A 16,632-nucleotide genomic window follows, 5' to 3' on the forward strand; every position below is an offset into this window, starting at 1 on the left:
CCGAGCTCATACAGGAACGGCGGATTGGCCGTCGCCTCCGCGAGCTCCAGAGCTGCAGGCTCAAGGATGGGCTGAGTCATCACTTCACTCCTCGGGTCTTGACTTCCCCCTTACGACAAGACATCTGTTGAAAGCATTACATCCATCGATGGACAAGGCACTCGGCATAGCGAGCTGGTGCACGCTTGGCGGTGAGACGTCGCGAACTTCGGTGTGACCCCGCTTCAGATCTGCTGTGCCGCGCTCAGGTCCACGATCTGCTGCTGGGACAGCAGGCCGGTGAAGCTTCCCCGTGATCTTGGACACCCGATCCCTAAAGGGCTGTCCCGTAACTGCTGGTCACGGGTGAGATGATCTTGCTGTGGCTGGTGTGATCACGGCGTCGGAGCCGTCCTGGACAGCCCCGTTCACCGGGCTGAGTCCGCGTCAGTTCGGCAGGCTGATCACTGCGCTGCGGCGCGAGGGTGCGGACCCCGTCCGCAAGGGCCGGCCGTGGAGCCTGCCGCTGGAGGACCGGGTTCTGCTGGTCGCCGCGTACTGGCGCACCAACCGCACTCTGCGACAATTCGCCCCGCTGTTCGGGGTGTCGAAGTCGGCTGCGGACCGCATCATCGATCACCTCGGTCCGGCTCTCGCGCTCCAGCAGCGCAAGCGGTTCCGCAAGGACGCTGTGCTGATCGTGGACGGCACCCTGGTCCCCACCCGCGACCACACCGTTGCTGAGCAGTCCAAGAACTACAGGTACTCGACCAACCACCAGGTCGTCATCGACGCCGACACCCGGCTGGTCGTCGTGGTCGGCCGGCCGCTGCCCGGCAACCGCAACGACTGCAAGGCGTGGGAACTGTCCGGCGCGAAAGAAGCAGTCGGCAACACCACCGTCATCGCCGACGGCGGCTACCGGGGCACCGGCCTGGTCATCCCGCACCGACGCGAGCGCGGCCAGGCCGAACTCCCGCCTTGGAAAGAGGAACACAACACCTCCCATCGCAAGGTCCGAGCCCGCGTCGAGCACGCCTTCGCCCGGATGAAGACCTGGAGGATCCTGCGCGACTGCCGCCTCAAGGGCGACGGCGCCCACCACGCGATGCTCGGCATCGCCCGCCTGCACAACCTCACCCTCGCGGGGTGAGGGGCAAACAGCCAGGTCATCCAGCACATCGAAGATCATTTACGGGACAGCCCTCAGGCAGGACACTCTGCGGCCGGTCTTCACCGAGACCTTCCCGTCAACGATGGACGCAGGCGTGCTCTACATCTCGGTTCTCTACCGCACGTGCGGCCACTTGTGCTGCTGCGGTTGTGGCCAGGAAGTCATCACACCGCTCTCCCCGGCCCAGTGGTCGGTTACCTACGACGGCGAAAGCGTGTCCCTCACTCCCTCGATCGGCAACTGGTCACTCCCGTGTCAGTCGCACTACTGGATCCGTAGTGGCCGCGTCCGCTGGAGCCACCGGTACTCGTCGGCGGAAATCGATCAAAATCGGGCCCGGGACCGTCGCCTGCTGGCCCAAGGCACTGGGACCCGCGAGCCGGTGCAGCCCTCCAGGCTCCGTCGCCTTCTGCAGTTCTGGCGTTCGTAGGCCCCCGAACAGTGTCCGGCTCCCTGCGTTCCGGGACCGACCTCAGGCCGCCTTGGTCATGGCGTCCGGAACCGTGGCGCCCATGGCCCACTTAACAGCGGCCACGACTTCGTCATCTGAGGCCTCCAGCAGGTGTCCGTACCGGTCGACGGTCGTGGTGATCGACTCGTGGCCGAGGCGGGCCTGTATCACCGGCAGCGGGACCTTGCCGGCGATGAGCCAGGAAGCGTGCGTGTGCCGTAGGTCGTGGATCCGCGGGCGCTTGGTGAGGCCGACCGCGTTGGCCGCGTCAAGGGCGGGCTTCCAGCGGTGTGCGTAGAAGACTCCGGAGTGCCAGGCCCCGCCCTCGGGTGCGGTGAAGACCAGGTCAGTTGGCTGCTTTCCCGTACAACGCCGTTGGAACAACTGCACCTGTTCCGGGGTGAGCACAAGAGTCCGTCGCGACTTCTTCGTCTTGGGGGCGCCGAGGAACGTCCCTCCCTCCCCGCGTCGCTTCCACGCGCGCTGCACGCGGAGCGTCGGCCGCTTCGACGCAAAGGTGAAGTCCCGGGGCTGGAGTGCCGTCACCTCACCCCACCGGAGACCGGTGCTCACCAGGGCATCGACGATGTCGACAGCATCAGCACGCACGTGTGTCTTGAGAAGGGCGTACTCCTCGGGTTCGAGGAAGACCTCGTCATCCTCGGTGTCGTTCCCCTTGGGCAAGCGCGTGTGGGCGCAGGGGTTCGAGTCGCGCAGGGCGGGATCGGCGCTCACGGCGGACTGGAAGACGCTGTAGAGCAAGCCGTGGAGGTTGGCGATGGTCTTCGGGGCGTACGCCCGGCGCTTCGTACCCGCTGGGTGCAGAGGGCCGGGCCTCCCGTTCTGAAGGTCCAGAATCCACTGGCTGACGTGGTCCCGGGTAAGCCTGCTCCCGCGGTCGGAGACTGACAGCTCGCCAAACCACGGGATCATATGGTTATCGATGAACCTCGTGCAGTTGGTTCTGGTGTGCTCGGATATGTCCGTCAATAGCCCCACGTAGGCGTGCGCATAGACCGGAAACGTCTCCGAGTCCGGCATCGGCGGCTCGCCCGACTCGACGAAGCCCTTCCCCTTGACCCACCCCGGCGGCCATTGCTGTCCGTGACCGTTGACCAGGTCGCGGAAACGTTTCGCCTGATCCTCGTCATCGAAGGTCTCGCGGCACCAGGCCCCTGTTCGGGATCCGCCGGCCCGCCAGACGACGGTGTACGAGGGGTCTCCCGACAGCCGGGAGTTGGTCTTGTTCGAAGCCATGGGGAGATCGTACGAGGCTTCGGTGTGGCGCTTGTGTGGCGAACGCAGCGCCTGCGCTAGCGTGAAACCTACGTTCTCGCAGGTCACGACGTTTCTGCCGCGGTGGGGCGGGTGGGACTCGAACCCACGGCCGACGGATTATGAGTCCGCTGCTCTAACCGGCTGAGCTACCGCCCCATAGCGGCGTGTCGCGCACATTTGTACGCGCCGTCTGCCGCAGCATAGCCGCTCATACGATCTCCTGCTCCGGATGGTCGGCTTCACCTGACCTTGAGGACTCCCCCGTGGCCCGGGCGGTTCCGCCGGACATGAAAAAGGACCCCGACGGGGTCCTCTTCAAGCTGCTCCCCCGACTGGACTCGAACCAGTAACCTGCCGGTTAACAGCCGGCTGCTCTGCCAATTGAGCTACAGGGGACCGAGCTCCCCCGACTGGACTCGAACCAGTAACCTGCCGGTTAACAGCCGGCTGCTCTGCCAATTGAGCTACAGGGGAATGCCTCGTTGCATCGAACGCACTCACCCGGGTATTCGCCAGGGGGCGCGCGCTCGCTGCGACACATACATTAGCGCAAGCAGGGGGGTGCTTCGCCAATCAGTACTCCCGGCTCCGGGGCCGCGCCGGAGAACCTACGCAAGGGAAGGGTGGCCGCCATGCGTTACCGGCTCACGTTCGTCGTCGGAGTCGCTGTGGGTTACGTGCTGGGCACACGGGCCGGACGCGAGCGCTACGAGCAGCTGAAGAAGACCGCGCGTCAGATCGCGCAGAACCCCGCCGTCCGCAACACCGCGGAGACGGCCGCGCTGCAGGGCCGCCAGTTCGCGGGCAAGGCGTTCCACACGGTGAGCGAGAGGGTCGGCGACCATGTGCCCGACTCGGTCGCTCACCGCGTCCGCCTGCTGCGCGTGCGCAACGTCAACGGCTCGGCGGAGGACGACTGGGGCACGAGCAACACCTGAGACCGCGCCCACGGCCCGAGCATGCGCGGCACTGCGGCAGAATTCGAGCCATGGGGATAGTAGCCGGGTTGGACAGTTCGCCCGATTTCACTCGTATCGTCGTCTGCGACGCGGACACCGGGGCCGTGCTGCGGCAGGGCTACGCGCCGCATCCGCTGGAAGGCACCGAGGGCGGGCGTCCCAGTGACGTCGATCCGCAGGCGTGGCTGCTCTCCCTGGGCGAGGCCGCCGGCGGTGGACTGCTGGAAGGTGTGCAGGCCATCGGGGTCTCCGCGCAGCAGAACGCCCTCGTGCCGCTGGACGGGCAGGGCGGCACCGTACGGCCCGCGCTGGTCGGCGGTGACAAGCGGGCGCAGGTCTCGGCGGCCGATCTCATCGACGCGCTGGGCGGACGGGAGGCCTGGGCGCAGGCGGTGGGCAGCGTGCCGCAGGCCGCCCAGCCTGTGACCAAGCTGCGCTGGCTCGCCAGGAACGAACCCGAGAACGCGGCACGGGTCGCCATGCTGATGCAGGCGCACGACTGGCTGGTGTGGCAGTTGCTGGGCCGGCCGGTGCGGCGGACCACCGACCGGGGCGGCGCCTCGGGCACGGGCTACTGGTCCGCCGCCTCCGGCGGTTACCGGACCGACCTGGTGGAGTTGGCGCTCGGTCACCAGGTCATGCTGCCCGAGGTGATCGGGCCGTCCGAGGCGGCCGGTACGACACCGGAGGGGCTGCTGATCTCCGCCGGGACGGGCGAGACCATGGCCGCGGCCTTCGGGCTGGGCCTCGGTTTCGGGGACGCGGTCGTCTCGCTGGGTGCCTCCGGGTCCGTGATGGCCGTGCACCCCGAGGCGCTCCAGGACGGCTCCGGGATGATCACCTCCCTCGCCGACGCCACCGGTATGCACCTGCCCGTCGTCACCACGCTGAACGCGGTGCGCGCCCTGCGCGGCACCGCCGAGCTGCTCGGGCTCTCCGACCTGGAGAGCCTGTCCGACCTCGCGATGAAGTCGACGCCGGGCTCGCACGGCCTCGTGCTGCTGCCCTATCTGGAAGGTGAGCGCACGCCCTCGCTGCCGCACACCGCGGGGACGCTGACCGGGCTGCGGCGGGAGTCGATGAAGGCGGAACACCTGGCGCGGGCGTCCTTCGAGGGCATGCTCTGCGGCCTCGCGGACGCGCTCGACGTGCTGCGCGGGCGTGGGGTGGAGGTGCGGCGGGTCTTCCTGCTGGGGGCGGCGGCCGAGCTGCCGTCCGTACAGGCGTCGGCGCCCTCGTTGTTCGGGGCGCAGGTCGTCGTCCCGCAGCCCGCGGACTACGCGGCGGTCGGCGCGGCCCGGCAGGCGGCCTGGGCGCTCGGGGTGTCGCAGGGCACGCTCGATCCGCGGACGCCGCCCGCCTGGCAAGGCGCGGTCGCGCAGGTGCTCGAGCCCGGCGAGGACCTCGCGGTGGGGCAGGCCGTGCGGCAGCAGTACGTGTCGGTGCGGGAGCAGACGCATCCCGGGGCCTTTCGGGTGTAGGTCCGCACGGGCCGAGGTAACGCGGGCGGAGCGTTCGACGATAGGGGCCAGGGGCAACCATCCGGCCCCGGTCGCCGACTCCGAGAGAACAGCGTGCTCATACGACTGCTGCGAACCCACCTGAGGCCCTACAAGAGACCCATCGCCGTGCTGGTGCTGCTGCAGTTCCTGCAGACCTGCGCGACGCTCTACCTGCCCACGCTGAACGCCGACATCATCGACAACGGTGTCGTCCTCGGCGACACCGGTCACATCCTGTCCTTCGGCGCCGTGATGATCGGCGTCTCGCTGGTCCAGGTGGTGTGCAACATCGGTGCCGTGTACTACGGCGCCCGCACCGCCTCGGCGTTCGGCCGGGACGTGCGGGCCGCGGTCTTCGACCGGGTGCAGTCGTTCTCCGCGCGTGAGGTGGGGCACTTCGGCGCGCCCTCGCTGATCACACGAACCACGAACGACGTGCAGCAGGTGCAGATGCTGTGCCTGATGACGTTCACGCTGATGGTGTCGGCGCCGATCATGTGCGTGGGCGGCATCGTGCTGGCGCTCGGCCTGGACGTACCGCTGTCCGGGGTACTGGTCGCCGTGGTGCCGGTGCTCGGCCTGACCGTGACGTTGATCGTGCGGGCGCTGCGGCCGCTGTTCCGGTCGATGCAGGTGCGGCTGGACACGGTGAACCGGGTGCTGCGCGAGCAGATCACCGGCAACCGGGTGATCCGCGCCTTCGTGCGCGACGCCTACGAGCAGGACCGCTTCCGGAAGGCCAACGCGGAGCTGACGGAGGTGTCGCTCGGCACCGGCAAGCTGCTCGCCCTGATGTTCCCGATCGTGATGACGGTGGTGAACCTGTCGTCGATCGCGGTGGTGTGGTTCGGCGCGCACCGCATCGCCGGCGGCGGGATGCAGATCGGCGATCTGACGGCGTATCTCGCCTATCTGCTGCAGATCGTGATGTCCGTCATGATGGCCACGTTCATGTTCATGATGGTCCCGCGCGCGGAGGTGTGCGCCGAACGGATCCAGGAGGTGCTGGGGACCGCCTCCAGCGTCGTGCCGCCGGTGACGCCGGTGCGCGAGTTCCAGCGGCACGGGCATCTGGAGATCCGCGGGGCCGGCTTCCGCTACCCGGGTGCCGAGGAACCGGTGCTGAGGGGCATCGACGTGGTCGCCCGGCCCGGTGAGACCACCGCCGTGATCGGTTCGACCGGCAGCGGCAAGTCCACCCTGCTCGGGCTGGTGCCCCGGCTGTTCGACGCGACCGACGGGGAGGTGCTGGTCGACGGGGTGGACGTCCGGACGATCGACCCGCGGGTGCTGGCCCGGACGGTCGGGCTCGTGCCCCAGAAGCCGTACCTCTTCGCGGGCACGGTCGCGAGCAACCTCCGGTACGGCAGTCCGGACGCGACCGACGAGGAGCTGTGGCACGCGCTGGAGGTGGCGCAGGCCAGGGCGTTCGTGGAGGGGCTGGAGGGCGGGCTGGACGCGCCGGTCGCGCAGGGCGGAACCAACGTCTCCGGCGGTCAGCGCCAGCGGCTCGCCATCGCGCGGACGCTGGTGCAGCGGCCGGAGATCTATCTCTTCGACGACTCCTTCTCCGCTCTCGACTACGCCACGGACGCCGCCCTGCGCGCGGCGCTCACCCGGGAGACGGCGCGGGCGACGGTCGTGATCGTCGCCCAGCGGGTGGCGACCATCCGGGACGCCGACCGGATCGTGGTGCTCGACGCGGGCCGGGTGGTGGGCACCGGGACGCACCACGAGCTGATGGCGGACAACGAGACCTACCGGGAGATCGTGCTCTCCCAGCTGACGGAAGCGGAGGCTGCCTGATGGCCGGTCCGATGGGGCGGATGATGGCCGGGACCGGCCCCGACCATCGCTCGATGGACTTCCGGGTGTCGGGGTGGCGGCTGGTGGGCCGGTTCCGGCACGAACGGCTGACCGTCGGCGCGCTGCTGCTGTGCGTGGTGGTGAGCGTGGGGCTGTCGGTGATCGGCCCGAAGATCCTCGGGCACGCCACCGACCTGGTGTTCGCGGGGATCGTCGGCCGCGACATGCCGGCCGGCACGAGCAAGGAGCAGGCGCTCGACGCGATGCGGGAGCGGGGCGACGGCGCCGTGGCCGACATGCTCCGCGGCACGGACTTCACGCCCGGCGAGGGCATCGACTTCGGCGCGGTGGGGGACGTACTGCTGCTGGCGCTGGTGGTGTTCACGGTCGCCGGGCTGCTGATGGCGGTGGCGACACGGCTGGTGAACCGGGCCGTCAACCGGACGATGTACCGGATGCGCGAGGACGTGCAGACGAAGCTGTCGCGGCTGCCGCTGTCGTACTTCGACGAGCGGCGGCGCGGTGAGGTGCTGAGCCGGGCGACGAACGACATCGACAACATCGGCCAGACCCTCCAGCAGTCGATGGGCCAGCTGATCAACTCGCTGCTGACCATCATCGGTGTGCTGGCGATGATGTTCTGGGTGTCCTGGATCCTCGCGCTGGTGGCGCTGGTGACGGTGCCGCTGTCGCTGTGGGTGGCGACGTACGTGGGCAAGCGGTCGCAGCCGCACTTCGTGCAGCAGTGGCGGTCGACGGGCGGGCTCAACGCGCATGTGGAGGAGATGTACACCGGGCACACGCTGGTGAAGGTGTTCGGGCGGCAGGAGGAGTCGGCGCGGCAGTTCGCCGAGCAGAACGAGGCGCTGTACGAGGCGGGGTTCCGGGCGCAGTTCAACAGCGGGGTCATGCAGCCGCTCATGCTGTTCGTGTCGAACCTGAACTACGTGCTGGTCGCGGTGGTCGGCGGGCTGCGGGTCGCCTCCGGCTCGCTGTCGATCGGTGACGTGCAGGCCTTCATCCAGTACTCGCGGCAGTTCTCTATGCCGCTGACGCAGCTCGCGTCGCTGGCGAACCTGGTGCAGTCCGGGGTGGCGTCCGCCGAGCGGATCTTCGAGCTCCTCGACGCCCCCGAGCAGTCCGCCGACCCGGTGCCGGGGCAGCGTCCCGAGGAACTGCGGGGCCGGGTGGCGCTGGAGGGCGTGTCCTTCCGGTACGACCCGGAGAAGCCGCTGATCGAGGATCTGACGCTGACGGTGGAGCCCGGGCGGACGGTCGCGATCGTCGGCCCGACCGGCGCGGGCAAGACCACGCTGGTCAATCTGCTGATGCGGTTCTACGAGGTGTCCGGCGGCCGGATCACACTCGACGGGGCCGACATCGCGAGGATGTCCCGCGACGAACTGCGGTCCGGGATCGGGATGGTGCTCCAGGACACCTGGCTGTTCGGCGGGACGATCGCCGAGAACATCGCGTACGGGGCGGCGCGCGAGGTCACCCGCGGTGAGATCGAGGAGGCGGCGCGGGCGGCGCACGCGGACCGTTTCGTCCGTACGCTGCCCGACGGTTACGACACGGTGATCGACGACGACGGGGCCGGGGTCAGCGCGGGCGAGAAGCAGCTGATCACGATCGCCCGGGCGTTCCTGTCCGACCCGGTGATCCTGGTGCTGGACGAGGCGACGTCCTCGGTGGACACCCGCACCGAGGTGCTGATCCAGAAGGCGATGGCGAAGCTCGCGCACGGCCGGACGTCGTTCGTGATCGCGCACCGGCTGTCGACGATCCGGGACGCGGACACGATCCTGGTGATGGAGAACGGGTCGATCGTCGAGCAGGGGACGCACCTCGGGCTGCTGGCGGCGGGCGGTGCCTACGCCCGCCTCTACAAGGCCCAGTTCGCGCAGGCGGTGGCCGAGGTCGACTGAGCCGCCGGGAGGTGCCGGGGGTGCCGCCGCGCGCGTCGCGGCGGCACCCCCGGTCAGTCCAGGTAGCCCCTGAGCTGGTCGGCGAAGGCGTGGTCGCGCAGCTTGTTCAGGGTCTTCGACTCGATCTGGCGTATGCGTTCGCGGGTGACGCCGAAGATGCGGCCGATCTCCTCCAGGGTGCGGGGCCTGCCGTCGTCCAGGCCGTAGCGGAGCTGGACGACCTTCCGCTCCCGCTCGCCCAGGGTCGACAGGACCGCCTCCAGGTGCTCCCGCAGGAGGAGGAAAGCGGCCGATTCGACAGGGCTGGCCGCGTCGCCGTCCTCGATCAGGTCGCCGAGGGCCACGTCGTCCTCCTCGCCCACGGGGGCGTGCAGGGAGACCGGCTCCTGGGCGAGGCGGAGCACCTCGCCGACCCGCTCGGGCGGCAGTTCGAGGTGGGCGGCGACCTCTTCGGGGGTGGGTTCGTAGCCGCGTTCCTGGAGCATCCGGCGCTGCACACGGACCACGCGGTTGATCAACTCCACCACGTGGACGGGGACCCGGATCGTGCGGGCCTGGTCGGCGAGGGCGCGGGACATGGCCTGGCGGATCCACCAGGTCGCGTACGTGGAGAACTTGTAGCCGCGGGCGTAGTCGAACTTCTCCACCGCGCGGATGAGGCCGAGGTTGCCCTCCTGCACCAGGTCCAGCATGGTCAGTCCGCGGCCGACGTACCGCTTGGCGACCGAGACGACGAGCCGCAGGTTCGCCTCGATGAGACGGCGTTTGGCCATCCGGCCCATCACGACCAGGCGGTCCAGGTCCAGGGCCAGCTGGGAGTCCAGGTCCGCGGCGCTGCCCAGCTTCGCCTCGGCGAACAGGCCGGCCTCGACCCGGCGCGCGAGTTCGACCTCCTCCGCCGCGCTGAGCAGCGGGATGCGGCCGATCTCCCGCAGGTACTGGCGGAACAGGTCGGAGGAGGGTCCGCCGGTGTCGGCCCGGCTGGGCACACGCGGCTCCACCGGCTCCACGTCGACCGGCTCGGCGGGTTCGACCGGCTCGCCCGGGCCGGGAGCCCCGGCGGATTCCCCGGGGTGACCTGCGGCTTCCATCACCTCGGGCGGCTCCGTCTCCGGATGGCGCACGGCCCGGTTCTGCGGGGGCACGGCCACCAGCACACCGGGCTCCGCGTCCGGCGCGGCGTCGTCCGCGCCCGTGGCGCTGTCGGTGTCGGTCTGGATGAGGGTCTGGGTCTGCACGGGGGCGACCTCCAGGATGATCGCTGCTGAGGCGTGCGGCAGCGCTGCTCGGGGACGGAGTCGGCGGCCTCGCCGCTGTCCGTCCCGTACGCGATGAGCGGAACAGCGGGGGTGAGGGACCCGTCGGGGACGGATCGGCCGCGCTCCGAGGACTCAGGCACCGGGACCCAGTGTGGGGTACGACACATCGTCGCCACGAGGGGCGTGCGGTGACTTTTTGCGTTCGGCCCGTGACGGGGCGGTCACAGCGAGGCCGGCGGGGAGGTTCCCCCGGGGGTTCGCCTGGGGCTTCGCCTGGGGTTTCGGCCCCGTGCTTCGGCTGGGGTCCCGGCCCGGGTTTCCGCCGGGGCGGAGGGGCGGTTCTCGCGGGGTTCAGAGGGCGGCGGCGCCGCGCTCCCGCAGTGCCTGACCGTACTGCTGGAGCACCCACAACTCGTTCTGCACCGCGGCGAGCCGGGCCGCGTCACCGCTGCCGCCGAGGCGGGCCAGGGTGCTCTGGACGTCCTGGATGCGGCGGTCGACGGCACGGCGGCGGACCCAGACCAACTGCTCCCCCGCGTACGCCTCGTCGACCGTGCGGCGCATGATCGCCTCGACCGCCAGCTCCGTGACCATCGCGCGGACCGAGTCGTCCGGGGCCGCGTCACGGACCCGGATCAGGTACTCCTGGGAATCCCGCACGCCGTACTCGGCGCCGCCGGCGTCCAGGACGGCCTGGCGGACGGCGGCGTAGGGCGCGGCGGTGAACTCGTCGACGCCGTAGGCGTCGAAGGCCGGGGAGACCAACTCGGGCCGCTGGAGGGCGAGTTTGAGGAGCTCGCGTTCGGTGGCGTACACCGGGTTGCGCAGGGTCAGGGCCGGGCCCGACGTCCGGGGCGCGGGGGCGGCGCCGTAGGGCTGCTGCGCACGCGTGGGCGCCGGGCCCCTGCCGCCGCGGTCGCGTGCCCAGCGGGCCAGTTGCGCCACGCGCTTGACCACGAACTGGGTGTCCAGGATGCCGAGCATGCCGGCGAGCTGGACGGCGACCTCGTGCTGGGCGCCGCTGTTCTTGATCCGGGCGACGATCGGGGCGGCCTCGTCGAGGGCGGCGGCCCGTCCCGCCGGGGTGTCGAGGTCGTAGCGGACGACGATCTGGCGCAGCGCGAACTCGAAGAGCGGGGTGCGGGGTTCCACCAGGTCCGCCACCGCGTCGTCGCCCTTGGCGAGCCGCAGGTCGCAGGGGTCCATGCCGTCGGGGGCGATCGCGATATAGGTCTCGGCGGCGAACTTCTGGTCGTCCTCGAAGGCCCGCAGGGCCGCCTTCTGGCCTGCCGCGTCGCCGTCGAAGGTGAAGATCACCCGGGCCGAGCCGTTGTCCATGAGGAGTCGGCGCAGGATCTTGATGTGGTCGCCGCCGAAGGCCGTGCCGCACGTGGCGATGGCCGTGGTCACGCCCGCGAGGTGGCAGGCCATGACGTCGGTGTAGCCCTCGACCACCACCGCGCGGCTGGTCTTGGCGATCTCCTTCTTGGCCAGGTCGATGCCGTAGAGGACCTGGGACTTCTTGTAGATCGCCGTCTCGGGTGTGTTGAGGTACTTCGGGCCGTTGTCCGCCTCGTAGAGCTTGCGGGCGCCGAAGCCGACGACCTCACCGCCGATGTCCCGGATCGGCCACATCAGCCGGCCCCGGAAGCGGTCGATGGGGCCGCGGCGGCCCTCCTGGGAGAGGCCGGAGAGCAGCAGCTCCTTGTCCGTGAAGCCCTTGCCGCGGAGGTGGCGCGTGAGGTGGTCCCAGCCCTGGGGGCTGTAGCCGACACCGAAGTGGACGGCCGCCGACCGGTCGAAACCGCGGTCGGCGAGGAAGACCCGTCCGGTCTCCGCCTCGGGGGAGGTGGCGAGCTGCTCCGCGTACCACTCGGCGGCGACCTTGTGGGCCTCGACCAGGCGGATGCGTTCGCCGCGCTGGTGGGCGGGGTTGTAGCCGCCCTCCTCGTAGCGCAGGGTGATGCCGGCTTGGGCGGCGAGGCGCTCGACGGACTCCGAGAAGGAGAGGTGGTCGACCTTCATCACGAACGTGATGGTGTCGCCGCCCTCCTGGCAGCCGAAGCAGTGGAAGAGTCCCTTGCTCGGGCTGACCTGGAAGGACGGCGACTTCTCGTCGTGGAACGGGCAGAGGCCCTTGAGGTTGCCGCCGCCCGCGTTGCGCAGCTGGAGGTACTCGGACACGACGGCGTCGATCGGGACCGCGTCCCGTACCGCCTTCACGTCCTCGTCGTTGATCCGTCCTGCCACGAGGTGATTCTACGGGGACGCGGCGACAGTCCCGCCGGCTACGGGAGCAGGCCGTCCAGCGGCACGTGCGGGTCGGCCAGGGCGTCGGCGTCCAGCCGCGCCTGCGAGCGGATCAGGTGCTGGATCGGTTCTGTGACGTCCCACACGTTCACGTTCATCCCGGCGAGCACCCGGCCCTCGGCCAGCCAGAACGCGACGAACTCCCTCTTGCCGGCGTCCCCGCGGATCACCACCTGGTCGTACGTGCCCGGCGGCGCCCACCCGGAGTACTCCATCCCCAGGTCGTACTGGTCGGAGAAGAAGTAGGGCACGCGGTCGTACGTCACCGTCCGGCCCAGCATGGCCCTCGCCGCCGCCGGGCCGCCGTTCAGCGCGTTCGCCCAGTGCTCGACACGGATGCGGGTGTCGAAGGGGGCGTGCGGGAAGGCGGCGACGTCACCGGTGGCGTAGATGTCGGGGTCGGAGGTGCACAGCCGCTCGTCGACGACGATGCCCCCGCCGTGCGCCCGGTCGGCGATCTCCAGGCCCGCCGCCTCGGCGAGCCCGATCCGGGGGGCGGCGCCGATCGCGGCGAGGACGTCGTGCGCGGGGTGCTCCTCGCCGTCGTCCGTGCGGGCGGCCAGCACCATGCCGTCCTGGCCGACGATCTCGGTCATCCGGACCCCGAAGCGGAACCGGACACCGTGGTCCTGATGCAGCTCGGCGAAGAGGGTGCCCAGCTCCGGTCCGAGCACACCGTGCAGCGGGGTGGGCTCCGGCTCGACGACCGTGACCTCGGCGCCGTACTCGCGCGCCGCCGCCGCGACCTCCAGGCCGATCCAGCCCGCGCCGGCGATCACCAGGTGGCCGTTGTCCCTGCCCAGCGACTGCAGGACGCCGCGCAGCCGCTCGGAGTGCGCGAGGCGGCGCAGATGGTGCACGCCGGCCAGGTCGGTGCCGGGGATGTCCAGGCGGCGCGGCTCGGAACCGGTGGCCAACAGCAGCTTGTCGTAGCGGACGACGGTGCCGTCCTCGCCGAAGCGGACCGTCTTCGCCGTCCGGTCGATCGCGTCGACCGTCTGGCCGAGGTGCAGCTCGATGTCGTTCTGCGCGTACCAGGCGGGTTCGTGGACGAAGACGCTGTCGCGCTCCTCCTTGCCGAGCAGATAGCCCTTCGACAGGGCCGGGCGCTCGTACGGGTGGTCACGTTCGTCGCAGATCAGTATGACCCGGCCGGTGAAGCCCTCCGCCCGCAGCGTCTCGGCCGCCTTCGCGCCGGCGAGCCCTCCTCCGACGATGACGAACGTCTGATCCGCGTCGACCACTTGATGCCTCCTCTTCATCGTGCCGCCCCGTGCGAGTTCGACGTGCGGTCATATGCGAGCGTCCCGCACGGAGCGTGATGCGGGAAGAGGGAGTGCCCCGATCAGGCCACGCAGGGTCACGTTCGGACCATGGCCGGGGCCGCACGGGCCGCCTGGTTCTCACCGACGCGCCGTCAGCCGTCCATGGAGCGAGCGTGCCGAGGCGTCGGTCAGGGAGGCGATCTGATCGACGATCACCCGTTTGCGCGCGCGGTCGTCGGGCGCGGCGTCGAACAACGCGCGGAACTGGGGGTCCAGTCCGTCCGGGGCGCGTGCGGTGAGCGCCTCCGCCAGCTCGGCGACGACGACCCGCTGGTCGGCGCGGATCCGGGTCTGTTCGGCGCGCTGCATGACGTAGCGGTCGGCGACCGCCTTCAGCACCGCGCACTCCATCCGGGTCTCGCGCGGCACGACCAGTTCGGCGGCGTAGCGGGTGAGCCTGCCGCCGCCGTACGCCTGGCGGGTGGCGCCCTCGGCGGCCAGACAGAACCGGCCGATGAGCTGGCTGGTGGCGTCCTTGAGGCGGGCCTGCGCCTGGGCCGTCCCGTCGTAGCCGTGCGGCCACCACTCCTCGTCGAGGAGCCGGTCGAGGGCGGCGGCCAGTTCGGCCGGGTCGGTGTCCGCCGGGACGTACCGGCCCACGGCGACCTCGAACACCTCCTGCCGTTCCGGCTCCGCGTGCAGGTAGTTGGGGTCGATGTGGCCCGCGTGCAGACCGTCCTCGACGTCGTGCACCGAGTACGCCACGTCGTCCGACCAGTCCATGACCTGGGCCTCGAAGCAGGTGCGGGTGCCGGGGACGTCCTTGCGGACCCAGTCGAACACCGGGCGGTCGTCCTCGTACACGCCGAACTTCCGGGAGTGCGGGTCGGTGGGGTGCGAGCCCCGGGGCCAGGGGTACTTGGTGGCGGCGTCGAGGGCGGCGCGGGTCAGGTTGAGGCCCACGGAGCCCTCCGGGGTGAAGCGCTTGGGCTCGATGCGGGTCAGGAGTCTGAGGGACTGGGCGTTGCCCTCGAAACCGCCGCAGTCCTCGGCGAATTCGTTGAGCGCCTGTTCGCCGTTGTGCCCGAAGGGCGGGTGACCGAGGTCGTGGGAGAGGCAGGCGGCCTCGACCAGGTCGGGGTCGCAGCCGAGGGCCGCGCCCAGTTCGCGGCCGACCTGGGCGCACTCCAGGGAGTGGGTGAGGCGGGTGCGGGGGCTGGGGTCCCAGGCGGCGCTGCCGGCCCCCGGGGTCACCACCTGGGTCTTGCCGGCGAGCCTGCGCAGTGCGGCGGAGTGCAGGATGCGGGCGCGGTCGCGCTGGAAGGCGGTGCGGCCGGGGCGTTTGTCGGGCTCGGGGGCCCAGCGGTCGACCGACGCCGGGTCGTAGCCGGGGGGTGGAACGTGGTTCTCGAGCCGGGGCTGTGCGGTGCCTTCCATGACTCGACAGTACGTGCAGGGGGTGACGATCGCGTAGGCGTGTGCCGGGTCGTGGTGTGTTGGCGGGTGCGGGTGGTATGTGGCTGGTCGCGCAGTTCCCCGCGCCCCCAGGGCGTCAGGCCGGCGCCGGTTCCGGGCGGACCGGGTGACAGTCGCGTACGCGTCCGCCCGGTCGTGGTGTGTTGGCGGGTGCGGGTGGTATGTGGCTGGTCGCGCAGTTCCCCGCGCCCCCAGGGGCGACGGACCGGCGCCGGTTCCGGGAGGACCGGGGGAGAACCCGGTCGTGGTACGTGGCTTGTCGCGCGGTTCCCCGCGCGCCTGGGGGCGTCAGGCCGGCGCCAGTGCCGGGAGGAGCGTCGGGCTGGTGAGCCTCGCCTCGTCGTAGCGGGTCAGGATCAGGCGGGCCATCAGGGGGTGGGCGCCCAAGGGGGCCGCGGTGATGCCCGGCGCCGCGTCCGCGCACTCCTGCGCGAATCTGCCCGGCGCCGTGAAGTACGAGGCCAGGGCGATGTTCCGACGGCCTTCCGACCTGAGCGCGTGGATGGCCTCCGCCACCGTGGGCGAGGCGGCCGACGCGTAGGCCGGGAGGACCGGGACGCCCAGACGGGCGGCGAGGAGCGCCGCGGTGCGGCCGGTGTCGGTCGCGGCGTCGGGGTCGCGGGAGCCGGCCGCGGCGAGGATCACAGCGGCCGAGCGGCGGTCGGACTCTGTCACGGGGGCGCGCCGGCCCGCCTCGGCCAGGCGGGCGCGCAGGGTCTCCACGAGGAGGCGGTGCGGGCCGAGCGGCGCGGCCACCCGGGTGCGTGCCCGGGCCGCGGCGGCCGCCTCCGGGATGTCCCGCTTGATGTGGTGGCCACGGCTGAGCAGGAGGGGTACGAGGATCGCCGCGTCGTCGCCGAGGGCGGCGAGGGCTGCGGGCAGCAGGGGCTCGTTCAGCTCGATGTGGCCGAGAAGCAGGCGCAGTCCGGGGCGCAGTTCGCGGATCCGGTCGAGCAGGGCGTGGACCGTGGCGAGGGTGCGCGGGTCGCGGCTGCCGTGGGCCACCAGGACCAGGGCAGGGGAACCGGAGTCCTGGCCGGACTCGTCGTGAAGCGGGAGCGGCGCCGTCATGGACCGATCGTCGCGCCGCGACGTTGCCGCCCCGTTGCCCGGCGGTCACGGGGGTTTTCGTGAGGTTCACCGTGTCCCGCCGGGGTGTGTGAGGTGGGGTGGGCCGGCGTTTCCGCGCCGGCGGTGACGGCGGACACGCAACCCGGCGGCCTCGCGGAGCGTCTCGTCGTGTCG

Annotated in this window: 11 protein-coding genes, 3 tRNA genes and 1 pseudogene; 6 read left to right on the top strand and 9 right to left on the bottom strand. The window is 70.8% G+C overall.

Annotated features, from left to right (window positions below; genetic code table 11):
• Window positions 1-361: 361 nt before the first annotated feature.
• Together ACWCPM_RS00005 and ACWCPM_RS00010 are read left to right on the top strand one after the other, a co-directional pair.
• On the top strand, window positions 362-1,132 hold the full coding sequence (locus ACWCPM_RS00005) for a transposase (protein WP_450973816.1): 771 nt from the start codon (window positions 362-364) through the stop codon (window positions 1,130-1,132).
• 103 nt (window positions 1,133-1,235) lie between these two features.
• Entirely contained in the window at window positions 1,236-1,583 is a 348-nt protein-coding gene (locus tag ACWCPM_RS00010) for a DUF6527 family protein (RefSeq protein ID WP_450973817.1), read from the top strand.
• 42 nt (window positions 1,584-1,625) lie between these two features.
• Here the strand turns inward: ACWCPM_RS00010 and ACWCPM_RS00015 are convergent, their stop codons facing one another.
• From ACWCPM_RS00015 to ACWCPM_RS00030, 4 genes are all read right to left on the bottom strand, one after another.
• Window positions 1,626-2,861 carry a tyrosine-type recombinase/integrase gene (locus ACWCPM_RS00015; RefSeq protein WP_450973818.1) on the bottom strand — a complete coding sequence of 412 codons (1,236 nt, stop codon included), beginning with the start codon at window positions 2,859-2,861 and terminating at the stop codon, window positions 1,626-1,628.
• A gap of 103 nt (window positions 2,862-2,964) precedes the next feature.
• Window positions 2,965-3,038, bottom strand: a tRNA-Ile gene (locus ACWCPM_RS00020).
• Window positions 3,039-3,205: 167 nt separating this feature from the next.
• Window positions 3,206-3,278, bottom strand: a tRNA-Asn gene (locus ACWCPM_RS00025).
• 5 nt (window positions 3,279-3,283) lie between these two features.
• Window positions 3,284-3,356 (bottom strand) — tRNA-Asn (locus ACWCPM_RS00030).
• A gap of 158 nt (window positions 3,357-3,514) precedes the next feature.
• On the opposite strand from ACWCPM_RS00030, the gene ACWCPM_RS00035 reads away from it, so the two are divergent.
• The 4 genes from ACWCPM_RS00035 to ACWCPM_RS00050 all read left to right on the top strand — a co-directional run bounded on the left by ACWCPM_RS00035 (window position 3,515) and on the right by ACWCPM_RS00050 (window position 9,077).
• Window positions 3,515-3,820, top strand: coding sequence for a YtxH domain-containing protein (locus ACWCPM_RS00035; protein WP_450973819.1), 306 nt, complete (start codon window positions 3,515-3,517; stop codon window positions 3,818-3,820).
• Between the two features lie 50 nt (window positions 3,821-3,870).
• Window positions 3,871-5,322: an FGGY family carbohydrate kinase gene (locus ACWCPM_RS00040; RefSeq protein WP_450973820.1), complete on the top strand. Its 1,452-nt coding sequence runs from the start codon at window positions 3,871-3,873 to the stop codon at window positions 5,320-5,322.
• Window positions 5,323-5,415: 93 nt separating this feature from the next.
• Window positions 5,416-7,149, top strand: coding sequence for an ABC transporter ATP-binding protein (locus ACWCPM_RS00045; RefSeq protein WP_450973821.1), 1,734 nt, complete (start codon window positions 5,416-5,418; stop codon window positions 7,147-7,149).
• Window positions 7,149-9,077 carry an ABC transporter ATP-binding protein gene (locus ACWCPM_RS00050; protein ID WP_450973822.1) on the top strand — a complete coding sequence of 643 codons (1,929 nt, stop codon included), beginning with the start codon at window positions 7,149-7,151 and terminating at the stop codon, window positions 9,075-9,077. Before ACWCPM_RS00045 ends, ACWCPM_RS00050 begins: the two co-directional genes overlap by 1 nt.
• 53 nt (window positions 9,078-9,130) lie before the next feature.
• Here the strand turns inward: ACWCPM_RS00050 and ACWCPM_RS00055 are convergent.
• The 5 genes and pseudogenes from ACWCPM_RS00055 to ACWCPM_RS00075 all read right to left on the bottom strand — a co-directional run bounded on the left by ACWCPM_RS00055 (window position 9,131) and on the right by ACWCPM_RS00075 (window position 16,458).
• Window positions 9,131-10,476, bottom strand: a pseudogene (locus ACWCPM_RS00055) (sigma-70 family RNA polymerase sigma factor).
• 211 nt (window positions 10,477-10,687) lie between these two features.
• Window positions 10,688-12,586: a DNA primase gene (gene dnaG / locus ACWCPM_RS00060; RefSeq protein ID WP_450973823.1), complete on the bottom strand. Its 1,899-nt coding sequence runs from the start codon at window positions 12,584-12,586 to the stop codon at window positions 10,688-10,690.
• A 38-nt stretch (window positions 12,587-12,624) separates the two neighbouring features.
• Window positions 12,625-13,890, bottom strand: coding sequence for an NAD(P)/FAD-dependent oxidoreductase (locus ACWCPM_RS00065; protein ID WP_450973824.1), 1,266 nt, complete (start codon window positions 13,888-13,890; stop codon window positions 12,625-12,627).
• Window positions 13,891-14,049: 159 nt separating this feature from the next.
• Window positions 14,050-15,348 (bottom strand): deoxyguanosinetriphosphate triphosphohydrolase, encoded by a 1,299-nt coding sequence (locus ACWCPM_RS00070; RefSeq protein WP_450973825.1) that lies wholly within the window; start codon window positions 15,346-15,348, stop codon window positions 14,050-14,052.
• Window positions 15,349-15,675: 327 nt separating this feature from the next.
• Window positions 15,676-16,458: a sirohydrochlorin chelatase gene (locus tag ACWCPM_RS00075; protein ID WP_450973826.1), complete on the bottom strand. Its 783-nt coding sequence runs from the start codon at window positions 16,456-16,458 to the stop codon at window positions 15,676-15,678.
• Window positions 16,459-16,632 lie beyond the last annotated feature (174 nt).

It is taken from the genome of Streptomyces sp. NPDC002309, assembly GCF_053593375.1.